Consider the following 13,369-nt stretch of genomic DNA (forward strand, 5'->3'; position numbering starts at 1 on the left):
CTTGGCGGTATCCACGGTGATGGTCGCGAGCTGCAGGGCCCGCACCTTTCCGATGACGTTCATCGGATCCCGCTCGACAACCAGTGCGCGCATCTTGCTCTCCGGAGGGACTGGGGAAACTGGGTTGATCGCTTTTGCGTTACCTAGCTCGCGATTGCGTGATAGCAGCTCTGGTTAACGTACGGCAGCCCAAAATTGCAAAATGATACGGAATTGGCCCGCTGTGGTTGTGGGGACACAGAATCGGCGCTGGGTTTCCAACTAGCTCTTCGCCTAATGCTGGCAGTTCGTTCGGCATCTCTCTGTTTCGAATGGAAAAGCCACCCGCGCAGCGGGAATCGCGGTTCACGCTTTGCTAGAGCTGTCGTCCCTGTGACTCATCCGTCGGTAGGTGGACGGCTCCCGGAAGAGACAGCCCTGTAGGTGCGAGGCAGATCGACGCCTTGCTTCGGTCACGTCACGCACGGCATCGCAGCTTGACGCCTGCATGGCGGCTTTGCCGTGCCCCGCGGCAGGCCCGGCTCCAAGCCGGGGGTTTTGCTTTGCGCTCGTGCTGCCGGCGGCGGTCCGTCCGCGTCTTATAGGAAGGCCTGCAGCCCATTCTTGCGGCGCTCGAGCGCCACCATCTTCTCGTTGACCCGCTTTGCGGCTCCGCCCTCGAGGATGAGATTGAGGAGCGTGTTCCGCGATCAATCCGCTTGATCTCCGCCTCTGCTGTGGGCCTGGTCGAGGCTTGCAAGGAAGGACCAACATGCGACTGCACGCCTCCATCCTCGCTGCCGTCCTCGGCATGATCTGCCTGGCATCGGCCAATGCGAATCCGCAGGCGAGCTATGGGCCGCAGCTCGAGGGCTTCACCTATCCCCACCCGATGCAGCGCTTCGAATTCTCCTCGCAGGGCAAGTCGCTTTCGATGGCGTTCATGGATGTCGCGCCGCTGGGAGCAGCCAATGGCCGGACGGCGGTTCTCCTGCATGGGAAGAATTTCTGCGGCGCGACATGGGAAAGAACGATCCAGGTGCTGACGGGCGCCGGTTACCGGGTGATCGCCCCCGATCAGATCGGATTCTGTGCCTCGACCAAGCCGGAGGGCTACCAGTTCAGCTTCAACCAGCTTGCGGCCAACACACATGCGCTGCTGGCGTCCCGGGGCATTCAGCGGGCCACGGTCATAGGGCATTCGATGGGCGGCATGCTGGCAGCCCGCTACGCGCTGGAATATCCGCAGGCGGTTGAGCAACTCGTGCTCGTCAATCCGCTTGGCCTGGAGGATTGGCGGGCCGAGGGCGTGCCCTATGCGACCATCGACCAGCTTTACCAGGGCGAGCTGCGGACCAGCTTCGACAGCATCAAGGCCTACCAGCAGCGCTTCTACTACAACGGCCAATGGAGGCCCGAGTACGACCGCTGGGTCTCGATGCTCGCGGGCATGTACGCGGGTCCCGGCAGGGAGATTGTGGCGCTCAACCAGGCGCAGACGTCGGACATGGTCTTCACCCAACCTGTCGTGCACGAGTTCGGGCGCATCGCAACGCCCACGCTGCTGCTGATCGGTGGCAAGGACCGGACGGCGCCTGGTGCCAATCGGGCGCCGCGCGAGGTCGCCGCGCGTCTCGGCAACTATCCGGAACTCGGTCGGCGTGCGGCGGCGGCGATCCCGAACGCGACGCTGGTCGAGCTTCCTGAGCTTGGCCATTCCCCACAGGTCGAGGCACCTGAGCAATTCCACGAAGCCTTGCTTCGCGGACTTGCTTCGCGCTGATAGCGCCCTGCGGGCCGACGGCGTCCGCACGGTTGCCGTCGGCCCCCCATCCGGGGAAGGATGGCGGCTCTGTTTCCTGGCGGAGGAGGGTGGCATGGGCGAGGAGTTCCTGGGGGACCGCAAGCGAGCGTTGGAAGAGGCATTCTTCGCCAAGGAGGACCAGAGGCTGCGGCGGCAGCTCAGGGAGGCGGACGAGGCGAGGTCTCGGAGGGAGGCGCTCGCCGCCGCCTCCGGCATCGCCGATGACGCCGTGCTCGACGCGGTCGCCGCCCTCGGCATGACCGGCGAGACGCTGGCTGCGCTCACCCTGGTGCCCCTCGTGGCGGTGGCCTGGGCGGACGGGGCCATCGACGACCGGGAGCGGGAGGCCGTGCTCGCCGCGGCGGCGGAGGCGGGCGTGGCTGCGCAAGGCGCCGCCCGCGAACTGCTTGACCGCTGGCTCCGCGAGCCGCCGCCACGCGAACTCCTCGCCGCCTGGGCAGACTATACCCGCGCCGTCTCGGCCAAGCTCGACGATGCCGGCTTGCAGGCGCTCAGGGCGGAACTGGTCGGCCGGGCGCGGCGGGTCGCCGAGGCATCGGGGGGCTTCCTGGGCCTCGGCCGCAAGGTGTCGGACGCCGAAGAAGCCGTGCTGCGGAGGCTGGAGGCCGCCTTCCCGGGCTAGCGACGGGCGACCCGCCAGCGGCCTCCCAGCCTGCCTCCCCGCGACACCGGCTCTTCAGCCGCGGAGGCGCTGCTGCGCGACCCGGATGGCTTCGGCGGTCTGTGCAATTGCCGCCTGAAGCGCGGCGCCGGAGAGCCCGTCGGCGACGTAGCAATCCTCTTCCGCCTTGACTTGGAACGCGGGCGACAGAACCGCCTCGCGCAGCAATGCGATCAGGGCGTCACGCAACGGCGGGGGAACGGCCGCAGGGGCGACGGCATAGGTCATCGACGTGATGCGGCCGAAGGGATGCGGGTTCAGCCCGACCTCGATGATCGCGGGCACCTCCGGGAGCTGCGGCAGCCGCTGCTCCTCGAGGACGGCGAGGGCGCGGAGCTCGCCGGACCGGATCTGGCCGAAGACGTCGTTCGGCTTGACCAGGCCGAGATCGAGATGGCGGCCCATAAGCTCGTTCGCCAAGCGCGCCGCGCCCGTATACCCGACATAGTTGAAGTTGCCGCGCATGTCCTGCGCGATGCCCATCATGCGCAGATGCCCAGCGGTGCCGACCGGCCCGGCAGCGCCGACGCTGGGGCCTTCCGGCGTGCGCATGGCGGCGACGACATCGGCGAGCGTGCGGAACCGCGACTGCGCGCCGGTCACGAGGATCGAGGGATCTGTCGCGAGGCGGACAAGCGGGGTGAACTGATCGAGGCGGAGCGGGATCTCGCGTGCGACGATCTGAGCGATCAGGCCATGCGAGGCGAGGCCGAGGGTACGGCCATCGGGCGGCGACTGCGCCAGGCGGTTCATGGCGATCATCGACCCGCCGCCCACCAGATTCTCGACCACCAGCCGATGGCCGCGCGGCTCCAGCAGTGATTGCAGCCGCCGCGCCAGGAGGTCGGTCGCACCGCCGGCATTGAAGGAGACGAGCATGCGGATCTCGGTCGGCACCGCCTGGCCCCATGCATGCGGGATGATGGCTGTGCTGGCGAGCCCGGCGATGAGGCTGCGTCGTTGCATCGGTTTCCTCCTTATTCTCTCCGCGCACTGCGGCGCGGTTGCGTGGTGGTCAGGGCGTCGTCGCCTCCTCCGCGGCCATGGCGGCCAGCAGGTCGTCACGGGCGGCGCGGATATGCGCGTCGTGGATCGCGCCTGCGGCTTCCGCATCGCCACGTGCCAGCGCGTCGATCAGGGCCTGGTGCTCGCGCAGCACGGTCTCGACGCGGCCCTCGAGATAGCCGAAGCGGGTGCGGAGAGCGCCGATCAGGCTGCTGTGCAGCTCCAGCACCCGTATCGCATCGTCATTCCCCGTGGCGCTTTCGATCGTGCGATGGAAGCTCCGGTTCAGGCGGATGGTGGCAGGCACGTCGCCCCGCGCACGGGCCTGCTCCATTGCAGCCTGAATGTCGCGCAGCGCACCGAGCCGCGCGGCGTCGAGCAGCGGTGCCGCCTGCCGGGTCAGGAAGCCTTCCAGTGCCTCGCGGATGGCGAAGATGTTGCGGACGAATTGCGCGTCCATGCGCCGGACGGTGGCGCCGCGATTGGGCGCCAGCACGATCAGCCCCTCGCCCTGCAACTGCTGCAGCGCCTCCCGCACCGGCATCTGGGAGAGGCCGTAGCGGATGGCGAGGTCCTGGATCTTGAGCCGGGTGCTGGGCGCGATGCGGCCGGCGAGGATCTCCTCCCGCAGATGCTCGTGGACGCGCTGATAGACGGTGCTGCCGAAGGGCAGGGCACTGGGCATCGGCGGGGAGGGGGCGAGGACCGACATGTACCCCTCTTGCCTCCAGGATACGATTGAGTCAATTAAGGAGTATCGATTTGATCAAATATGGGAGGTCGCAATGAGGGTTACCGGCGTAACGGTCTATCGAACCCCTCAAAAGCCGATGGCTGAAGGGGCCTCCCATGCTTTGACGATCGTGGAAGTGCAGACTGATGAGGGCCTGACGGGAGCCGGAGAGATCGGCCTGGCCTATGGCTCCGGCGGCCGTGCGGCTGCGGAGCTGCTGCTCGAGCTCGCCCGAACCAGGATCATCGGCAAGGATCCCTTCCGGACCGAGGCGCTCTTCGATGCGATGCGTCGCGACACCTTCTGGGGCCATGTGCCGGGCCCGATCTTCGGGGGCGCGATCAGTGCGCTCGATCAGGCGCTCTGGGACATCAAAGGCAAGGCGCTCGGCCAACCGGTCCATGTGCTGCTGGGCGGTGCCTGCCGCGACCGGCTGCGGCTCTACTGCAACGGCTGGTACCGTGGCCTGGGCGCCCCGGCGGCTTATGCCGAGGCGGCGCAGGGTGTGAAAGCGCGCGGCTTCGGCGCGCTGAAATTCGATCCCATGAAGCTCGATGCCACGGGCCGCAGTGATCGGGTGAACCGCCATATCGGCCGCGCCGCCGAGGATCTCGCGGTGGCGCGCGTCATGGCGGTGCGGGAGGCGGTCGGGGCCGGCATCGACATCTGCGTCGAGTTGCACGGCAATATGTGGCCGATGGACTCGATCCGCTTCGGCCGGCGCATCGCCCACCTCTCGCCCTTCTTCATGGAGGAGGTGGCGGATGCCGAGGATGCAGGTGCGGCGCGGGAGGTCGGGTTGCAGACCGGTATCGCTATCGCGGGCGGCGAGCGGCTGACCACCCTCGGCGATTTCCGCCGCTTCTTCGAAGCCCGCGCGCTCTCGGTCGCGCAGCCCGACATGGGGCTGGCTGGTGGCTTCACCGGCGTACGCGCTATCGCCGCTCTCGCTGCGGCGCATGAGGTCTACATCCAGCCGCACAATTGCGGCGGGCCGATCTCGACGGCGGCCTGCGTACAGCTTTCCTTCGCAATCCCCAATTTCCTGATCCAGGAGATCTTCCCGGTCTGGCCCGAGGATGACCGGCTCGATCTGGTCGATGCGCCTTATGAGCGGCAGATCGAGGATGGCCACTTGCCGCTGCCGACGCGGCCAGGGCTCGGCGTCGTATTGAACCGGGACTACCTCGCGCGCTGCAAGCGAATGGACGCCTGATACGGCGGCGCGGAGCGGCGTTCACGACAAGGGCCACTTGCTCAGGGCTTCGGGGCGCTGTGCTACGCATCGGCACCGTCCGATGGCGCATAAAGCCTGATCCAGCTTGCTACGCTACGTAGCGTATGCTTCTCTGGGGCAAGGGGTCAGAACCCGCCTGGGGAGTAAGCGCATGATCCGGCAAACGCGCTGCGTTGTGATGCGCGGCGGCACCAGCAAAGCCGTCTTCCTCAAGGAGGCCGACCTGCCCTCCGACCCGGCCACGCGTGACGCGCTCATCCTTCGGATCTTCGGTTCCCCGGATAAGCGGCAGATCGACGGGCTCGGCGGCGCCGATCCGCTGACCAGTAAGCTCGCCATCATCGGCCCGCCACGCGTCGATGTCCCGGAGGCCGCCGGGACGCACCTGACCTACACCTTCGCGCAGGTCGAGATCGACGAGCCGGAGATCGACTACCTCAGCCTCTGCGGCAATATCAGTGCCGCCGTCGGCGCCTTCGCGGTGCGGGAGGGCATGGTGGAGCCGCGCGCGCCGGTCACCATGGTGCGGGCCTGGAACACCAACCTCCGGCGCGTGCTGCGGATCGAGGTGCCGGTGCTGGATGGACAGCCGGCGGAGGAGGGGGATTTCACCATCCCCGGCGTTCCCGGCACCGGCGCGCGCATCCTCGTGGATTTCGCCGATACCGCTGGCGGCGGCACCGGCGCGCTGCTGCCGACCGGCCGGCCCGTGGACCGGCTGGAGGTGGAGGGTCTCGGCACGATCGAGGCGAGCCTGCTCGACATCGGCAACCCACATGTCTTCATCCGCACCCGCGACGTCGGGCTGACCGGCGCGGAGACGCCGGCCGAGATCGACGGCAGGGCCGAACTGCTCGACCGGTTGGAGCGCATCCGCGGCGCCGCGGCGTACCGGCTCGGCCTCGCTACCGCACCTGCCGCCGCGCGATCGGAAAGCCCGGCAGTGCCGATCCTCGGCATGGTCGCGCCGCCCTGCGCCTATCGCGACTTCCTGCGCGGCACCACGGTCGCGGCGGACGAGATGGACGTGCTGGCGCGGCTGATGTTCATGCAGCGCACCCACAAGACCTTTGCCGGCACCAGCACCGTCTGCACCGGCGTCGCGAGCCGCGTGCCTGGCACCCTGGTGCATGAGGCGGCGCGCCCCGCCGGCTTCCATGCGGCCGACTGCCGGATCGGCCACCCTGCCGGCGTGATCGTCACCGAGGTCTCCGTGACTGGCGGGAACGGGCCGGAGTTCCGCGTGCATCGGGCGACGCTCGGGCGCACGGCGCGGCGGATCATGGAAGGCTATGTCTTCACGCCGGAGCGCCTGGTGCAGCACCCCGAAGCCGCCGAATAGGCGCGGGCGGGGCAGGCCGATGCTCATCGCACAGCCAGGACGGATGGGGCCGCTCGCGCTCCGCAACCGCATCATCATGGGGCCGATGGGAACCAATTACGGAACCTGCGACGGCTTCTCCACCGAGCGCGACAAGCTCTACTACGCTGAACGTGCTTTCGGCGGCGCGGCGATGGTGATCACCGAGGCAATGGTGGTCTCACCGAACGCGCGCAACCACCGCAACTCCCTCTGCATTCATCATGACCGCTTCATCCCGGGCCTCGCGGCGGTGGTGGAGGCGATTCACGCGGGCGGCGCGCTCGCCGTCGCGCAGCTCAACCATCGCGGTGGGCTGCTGCGGCGCTCCGTGCTCGGCATGGAGCCTGTGGGACCGTCGGATGGCACCAACCCGAACACCGGGGAGCCGGTGCGCGGCCTGTCAGCCCCGGAGATCCGCGCCATCCAGGTCGAGTTTCTCGAGGCCGCACGGCGCGCGCGGGATGCGGGCTATGACGCGGTGGAGTTGCACGCGGCCAATGGCTACCTGTTCCAGCAATTCTTCACTGCGCGCATCAACCGGCGATCCGACGCTTATGGCGGCACGCTCGACAACCGGATGCGGCTGCTGCTGGAGACGGTGGCGCTGATCCGGGCAGCACTGCCCGAGCTGCCGCTGATGGTGCGCATCAGCGCGACCGAATATGTCGAGGGCGGCTACAGCGAGGCGGAGGCCGTGGCACTCGCGCAGGCGCTGGAGGGCGCAGGCGTCATCGCCATCGACCTCTCGGGCGGCTCGAACGAGAGTCCCGCCCTGTCGCGCTACTGCATCCAGCCGCCCTCCTTCCCGCGGCGCTTCCTGGAGCCCTATGCACGCCCGATCACCGCGGCGCTCGGCATCCCCGTCATCATGGCGGGCCGCATCATCGATCCCGAGGATGCCGAGGCGGTGCTCCAGGCCGGTAGCGCGCAGTACGTCGCCGTCTGCCGCGCGCTGGTCGCCGATGCCTATTGGACCCGCAAGGCCTTCGGCGAGATCGCAACGCCGATCCGGAAATGCATCTCCTGCAATGTCTGCTTCGAGCGCCTGACCCTGGAGCAGGATGTCGCCTGCGTGGCGAACCCGCTGGTCGGCACGGAATTCGAGCGGCCGGAGTTCGCGGAGCCGCAGCTCGCCGATCCGCTGCCCGCGGCGCAGCGCCGCCGGATGCTGGTGCTTGGCGCCGGCGTCGCCGGCGTGGAAGCGGCACGGGTCGCGGCCGCGCGCGGCCATGAGGTGGAGATCTGGGAGCGGGCGGAGCGCCCCGGTGGCCAGCTCCCGCTCGCCGTCGCCGGGCCGGACAAGGCGGATGTCGGCGGCATCTGGAGCTATCGCTGGGCACAGGTGGAGGCGCTGGGTGTCCCCGTGCGGCTGGGGACCGAAGCGACGGCAGAGCGGATCCGCCGCTTCGCGCCGGATATCGCCATCCTTGCCACCGGATCGCGGGCGCGGCGCCTGCCGATGCTGGACGCGTCGCCAGTGCCGGTGCTGCATGCCTGGGAGGCGATCCTCGATCCCGGGCGCATCCCGCGGGGGGCCGCGGTGACGGTGATTGGCGGTGGCCTGGTCGGGCTGGAGACCGCGGATCTGCTGGTGGCATCGCGCGGCTGCCGCGTCACGATCGTCGAAGGCCTGCCGACCCTCGCTGCCGGCATGGCGCGCAACAATCGCTTCGACCTGCTGGAGCGGCTCGAGCGGGCCGGGATGCAGGGGCTGACGGACACCCTGGTGGAGGGCTTCGAGGCGGGCCGCCTAGTGCTGCGCTCCGGCGAGCGGCGTTGGACGATGGAGCCAGGCGAGGCGATCGTCCACGCCGTCGGGCCGGTGCCGAACCGCGATGCGGTGCCGGCGCTGGAAGCGGCCGAAATTCCTTATGTCCTGGTCGGCGACTGCAACCGTCCGGGCGATTTCCTCGACGGCATTCGGGACGCCTGGATGGCTGCCCTCGCCATCGAACGCCGGCCGAAGCTGCGGGCTGCCGCGGACGCCGTCCTGTCGGGCCCGGTGCCGTGAACCTGCCATCCCGCCGCGGCCCCGACCCGCACGCATGACCATGCAGCATCCTGGAGCGACGCCATGACCGAGCCCGCCGCCGTCACGCTGGCCCGCCACTTCTCATCCCTCACCATCGACCGGATCCCGGCGAGGCATCTGGAGGATGCGAAGGCGCTGATCGCCGACTGGTTCGGCGTGGCGCTTGCCGGATCCCGCACGGAGAGCGGTGCGATCGTGCGGCGCTTCGCCATGGAAACCGGCGGCAGCGCCGAGGCCGCGATGGTGAATGGCGGCGGGGTGCGGGTGCCGGCGGTGCATGCCGCCTTCGCCAATGCGATCGCGTCGCACAGTGTCGAGCTCGACGATGTCGACATCCTGGCGCTCTATCATTTCAGCCCGCCCGTGGTGGCGGCCGCGCTGGCCGCGGCGGAGCGGGCCGGCGCCACGGGCGCCGAGCTGCTGGCGGCGGTGGTCGGCGGCTGCGAGGCCATGGCGCGGCTGAGCGATGCGACCAACCCGTCGCTGCGCAACCGCGGCTACCACACCACGCCGACCGTCGGCGTCTTCGGCGCGGCGGTCGCGGCGGGGATGCTGTTCCGGCTGAACGAGGCGGCGATGGTCTCTGCCCTCGGCCTCGCCGGCGCCCAGGCCTCGGGGCTGATGGAGATGTACGGCCCTTCCATGCAGAAGCGCTTCAACCCGGGACCTGCGGCGCGCAACGGCGTAACCGCGGCTGTCATGGCGGCGCTCGGCTTCACCGGTGCCGCGACCATCCTGGATGGCGAGCGCGGCTTCTGCCGTGCCTTCAGCGACGGCTTCGATCCGGTACCCCTGACACGCGGGCTGGGCGAGGAGTTCCCGATCTTCATTGAGTACAAGGCCTATTCCTGCGCCCGGCCGATCCATAACGGGATCGACTGCGCGATCGACATCAGGCGGCAGATGGGCGCCGCTGGGGTGGATGGCATCCGGCGCATCACGGTCCGGCGCCATCCGACCTGGGCGCACTACCACCAGATCCCGCACCCGGCGACGCATCATGAGGCCCAGGTGAGCCTCAACTACTCGGTGGCCGTGGCGCTGCGCGAGGGGGCGGCCCTGCTGCCGCAGTACGTTGAGGAGAAGCTCCGGGACCCCGCCATCCTGCGCCTCTCCGGCATGCTCACGGTGGTGCCCGACGAAACCCTGCCGCGCGGCGTCTCCTGTCACATGACCGTGGAGGCGGCGGACGGTGCGTTCTTCGCCGCGCAGGTGGATCATCCAAAAGGCTCCATCGCCAATCCGATGACCCCCGCGGAGGCCGCCGCGAAGGCGCATCTGTTGGGCGATCCCGTGATCGGCGCCGAAGGTGTCGATCGCTTGCTGGCGCAGATCCGCACGGTGGGGACGGCGCCGCGGGCGGCGGCCCTGATGGCGCTGGCGCAGGGCGCCCCCTGACCGCGCCCTCGCGAGACTGAGGATGACAAGAACGAAGCAAGCGGGAGGGGATGATGGTCGAGAATGGGAGTATTGCCAGGCCGCGCCGTGCCGGGCTGGCGGCGCGGCGCGGTGTGCTGGCCGGCATGCTCGCCGCGCCGGGATGGCTAGGGTCGGCATGGGCACAGCAAGCCTCGGCCCAGGCGTTTCCGTCGCGGCCGATCCGGCTGGTCGTACCGTTCCCGCCCGGCGGGGCTGCCGATATCACCGCGCGCCTGGTGGGCGAACGGATGTCCGCCGGCCTCGGACAGCCGGTGGTGATCGACAATCGCCCCGGGGCCGGCGGCAACATCGCCGCGGAGGCAGTCGCTCGCGCGGCGCCGGACGGCTACACGCTCTTCCTCGGCGGTGCCACGATCTTCTGCGCGAACAAGTCGCTCTACAGCAGCCTCTCCTTCGATCCAGTGCGGGACTTCACGCATCTGACGCGCGTGTCGATCGGCACCACGGTGCTGGTCGTCAACGCCAGGGAGCCCTGGCGCAGCTTCGCGGAGCTGATCTCGGCCGCGAAGGAGGCGCCGGACAGGATCGTCATGGCCTCCTCCGGCCAGGGCACGATCAGCCATCTGTCGCTGGCCAAGCTCATGCAATCGGCGGGGGTGCGGATCACCCATGTGCCGTATCGCGGTCTGACGCCGGGCTTGAATGATCTGCTCGGGGGCTCGGTGAACATGATGTTCGACGGCATTCCGGCCCTGATCCCCCATGTCCGCGAAGGCCGGCTGCGCGCGCTCGCCGTGGGCAGTGCGAACCGGGTGGGCCATGTACCGGGGCTGGAGGCAGTGCCGGGCATGGCTGAGCTCCTGCCGGGCTCCGGCATGGATATGGAGTTCTGGTACTCCATCGATGGGCCGGCCGGGTTGCCCCCTGAGGTCGTGGCGCGGCTGCACCTGGCCATCCTTCACGCGGTCGGCTTGCCGGATTATCGGGAGCGTCTGCAGCCGCTCGGTTTCATGCCGATCACGGACGCGTCGCCCGCCGCCTTCACCGCCTATATCGAGCAGCAGGAGCCGGTCTGGCGGGAGCTGGTGCGGGTGTCCGGTGCTCGGCTGGAGTAGCCGGCGCCGCAGCTTGATTCCCGGTCGCCGTCCCGTAAAGAGAGTGTCGGATATCGGGAATGATATGCCGATGAGGACAGAAGAGAGGGCGCTCCCCACGGCACCCCGGCGCAGCCGCCAGAGCAGCGCAGAGGCCCGGGACAAGGCTCTGGCGGCGACGGCGGAGCTGCTCGCGGAGGGCGGCTTCCAGGCCGTCACCATGGAGGCGGTGGCGGCGCGGTCCGGCGTTGCGAAGACGACGCTCTATCGCTGGTGGCCAAACCGCGCGGCGGTCGCACTGGCGTGCGTCTCGGCGCGCATGGCGCCGATCGGCGATGGTGGCCCGGCCGGAAGCTATCGCGAACGGTTCCAGCGGCAGCTCAAGGCGACGATCCGCCTGCTGAACAGCGCGGAGGGCCAGGCAATCACCGCGCTGATCGGCGCCAAGCAGACCGATCCGCTGCTGGCCGAAGCCTATTCCGAGCAGATCGCGCGGCCGCGCCGGGCCCAGACCAGGATGCTGCTGCAGCAGGCGATCCGCGCCGGCGAGGTCGCAGCCGGGACGGATCCTGACCTGTTTCTCGACGCAATCTACGGCCCCCTCTACTACCGCAAGGTGGTTTCCGGAGAGCTGGTGACGGACGCCTTCATCGACCGGATCGTTGACGCGGCCTTCATCGCCTTCTCGGCGCGTGCGTGACTGGATGTGCGGGTCAGTCCGGTCAATCGGTCCTGATTCCTGCTTCAGTGATCACTCTGCCCCAGTTGGCCGTATCCGCGGCAAGCCGCGTCCGAACGTCCGAGGGGCCGCCACTCTCAGCCGTGAGGCCAATCTGGGCCATGCGAGCCTGGTAATCCCGGCTTTCGGTGACCGAATTGAGGGCGCCAGCGACCGTGCTGATCACAGGCTCCGGCGTGCCAATCGGTGCGAATAGGGCCATCCACAACACCGCCTCGAATCCCGGCAGGGTTTCCGCAACGGTCGGGACATCCGGCAAGTTGGCCAGGCGTTGGCGGGACGACATAGCGAGCGCGCGCGTCCTGCCTTCGTGCAGGGATGCCAAGGCTTCCACGGGTGATTGGAAATTGCAGTGTATGCGCCCTGCCTGCAGATCCAGCAGCCCTTCTGCGCCGCCGCGATTGGGCACGGCCGTCATCTCGATGCCGGCCCGCTGGCACAGCATCTCCATCGCGAGGTGCACGACAGTTCCCACCACCCCGCCATAATTCAGCGCGCCGGGGTGCGCCTTCGCATAGGCGATGAATTCGGGGAGCGTCCTGGCTGGGAGGCCTGGGTAGATGTGCAATACGAAGGCGCCGCGATAGACCATCCCGACGGGCGCCAGTTCCGCCTGTGGATTGCGTGGCGTGAGCCTTGGCTGCAGCGTTGGATTGATGGCGAGCGAACTGGTTCCGGCAAGGAGCGTGTATCCGTCCGGCCGGGCTTGCATGACGGCCGTAGAGGCGATCGAGGTCGCGCCCCCGACACGGTTCTCCACCATCACGCGCTGGCCGATGGCTGTTGCCAGTCGGTCGGCCGTCAGACGCGCTGCGATGTCGGTCTGCCCGCCGGCGGCATAGGCGTTGATGATCGTGATAGGGCGCGACGGGAAGGCATCCTGCGCCCGCGCCGGCAGGGTGATAAGCGGTAGGGCCGCGAAGACCGCGCGACGACCGGGATGGGGGTGCATGTCCGTTTCCTCCGTGCGGCGTGCTGGTGACCCGCGATGGGCAAGGAGGGTGCGCGGAAGCGCAGCCAGCGGCCACAGGCCCCAGTCGACGAAGCACACCATGAGCAAACAGGTCAGGGCAATCAGCGCCGTGCTGGCGCTCGGCCTTCGTAGGTTGGGCGGCCCTATGCCCTGGCTCGGCCGCGCAGGGCAACCTTGGCCGAATCAGAAACGCCGGATCCGGCTGTGAGCCGAACCCGGCATTCCCGGTCGCGGGTGGGGCCGGACGAGCGCCGGCCCCGAGCGAGATCAGACCTTGACGGCCTTCGCGAGGTCCCAGCCGACGGTGGCCGGGCTGCCCGAGAAGTCGTCGCCGATCGGGTTGTACTT

11 protein-coding genes are annotated in these 13,369 nt (G+C 68.9%); 8 read left to right on the plus strand and 3 right to left on the minus strand.

Annotated elements, in window-relative coordinates:
• Positions 1 to 751: 751 nt before the first annotated feature.
• Together GXW71_RS33265 and GXW71_RS33270 are read left to right on the plus strand one after the other, a co-directional pair.
• Positions 752 to 1,762, plus strand: coding sequence for an alpha/beta fold hydrolase (locus GXW71_RS33265; RefSeq protein WP_211858150.1), 1,011 nt, complete (start codon positions 752 to 754; stop codon positions 1,760 to 1,762).
• Positions 1,763 to 1,856: 94 nt separating this feature from the next.
• Positions 1,857 to 2,426 carry a hypothetical protein gene (locus tag GXW71_RS33270; protein WP_211858152.1) on the plus strand — a complete coding sequence of 190 codons (570 nt, stop codon included), beginning with the start codon at positions 1,857 to 1,859 and terminating at the stop codon, positions 2,424 to 2,426.
• A gap of 54 nt (positions 2,427 to 2,480) precedes the next feature.
• On the opposite strand, the gene GXW71_RS33275 is transcribed toward GXW71_RS33270, so the two are convergent.
• Together GXW71_RS33275 and GXW71_RS33280 are read right to left on the minus strand one after the other, a co-directional pair.
• Positions 2,481 to 3,431 carry a Bug family tripartite tricarboxylate transporter substrate binding protein gene (locus tag GXW71_RS33275; RefSeq protein WP_211858154.1) on the minus strand — a complete coding sequence of 317 codons (951 nt, stop codon included), beginning with the start codon at positions 3,429 to 3,431 and terminating at the stop codon, positions 2,481 to 2,483.
• A 49-nt stretch (positions 3,432 to 3,480) separates the two neighbouring features.
• The gene (locus GXW71_RS33280; protein ID WP_211858156.1) at positions 3,481 to 4,182 is read right to left on the minus strand and encodes a GntR family transcriptional regulator; all 702 of its coding nucleotides are present in this window, start codon (positions 4,180 to 4,182) and stop codon (positions 3,481 to 3,483) included.
• A gap of 118 nt (positions 4,183 to 4,300) precedes the next feature.
• Between GXW71_RS33280 and GXW71_RS33285 the strand changes: the two genes are divergently transcribed.
• From GXW71_RS33285 to GXW71_RS33310, 6 genes are all read left to right on the plus strand, one after another.
• Positions 4,301 to 5,419: a mandelate racemase/muconate lactonizing enzyme family protein gene (locus tag GXW71_RS33285; protein WP_246527128.1), complete on the plus strand. Its 1,119-nt coding sequence runs from the start codon at positions 4,301 to 4,303 to the stop codon at positions 5,417 to 5,419.
• A 172-nt stretch (positions 5,420 to 5,591) separates the two neighbouring features.
• The gene (locus tag GXW71_RS33290) at positions 5,592 to 6,782 is read left to right on the plus strand and encodes a 2-methylaconitate cis-trans isomerase PrpF family protein (protein ID WP_211858159.1); all 1,191 of its coding nucleotides are present in this window, start codon (positions 5,592 to 5,594) and stop codon (positions 6,780 to 6,782) included.
• 19 nt (positions 6,783 to 6,801) lie between these two features.
• Complete coding sequence (locus GXW71_RS33295; RefSeq protein WP_211858161.1) at positions 6,802 to 8,814, plus strand: oxidoreductase; 2,013 nt, start codon at positions 6,802 to 6,804, stop codon at positions 8,812 to 8,814.
• A gap of 63 nt (positions 8,815 to 8,877) precedes the next feature.
• On the plus strand, positions 8,878 to 10,233 hold the full coding sequence (locus tag GXW71_RS33300) for an MmgE/PrpD family protein (protein ID WP_211858163.1): 1,356 nt from the start codon (positions 8,878 to 8,880) through the stop codon (positions 10,231 to 10,233).
• Between the two features lie 50 nt (positions 10,234 to 10,283).
• Positions 10,284 to 11,330: a Bug family tripartite tricarboxylate transporter substrate binding protein gene (locus GXW71_RS33305; RefSeq protein ID WP_211858164.1), complete on the plus strand. Its 1,047-nt coding sequence runs from the start codon at positions 10,284 to 10,286 to the stop codon at positions 11,328 to 11,330.
• 70 nt (positions 11,331 to 11,400) lie between these two features.
• The gene (locus GXW71_RS33310) at positions 11,401 to 12,009 is read left to right on the plus strand and encodes a TetR/AcrR family transcriptional regulator (RefSeq protein ID WP_211858166.1); all 609 of its coding nucleotides are present in this window, start codon (positions 11,401 to 11,403) and stop codon (positions 12,007 to 12,009) included.
• Between the two features lie 22 nt (positions 12,010 to 12,031).
• On the opposite strand, the gene GXW71_RS33315 is transcribed toward GXW71_RS33310, so the two are convergent.
• The gene (locus GXW71_RS33315; RefSeq protein ID WP_211858167.1) at positions 12,032 to 13,000 is read right to left on the minus strand and encodes a Bug family tripartite tricarboxylate transporter substrate binding protein; all 969 of its coding nucleotides are present in this window, start codon (positions 12,998 to 13,000) and stop codon (positions 12,032 to 12,034) included.
• Positions 13,001 to 13,369 lie beyond the last annotated feature (369 nt).

The organism is Plastoroseomonas hellenica (assembly GCF_018129085.1).
GTDB classification, from domain to species: Bacteria; Pseudomonadota; Alphaproteobacteria; order Acetobacterales; family Acetobacteraceae; genus Plastoroseomonas; species Plastoroseomonas hellenica.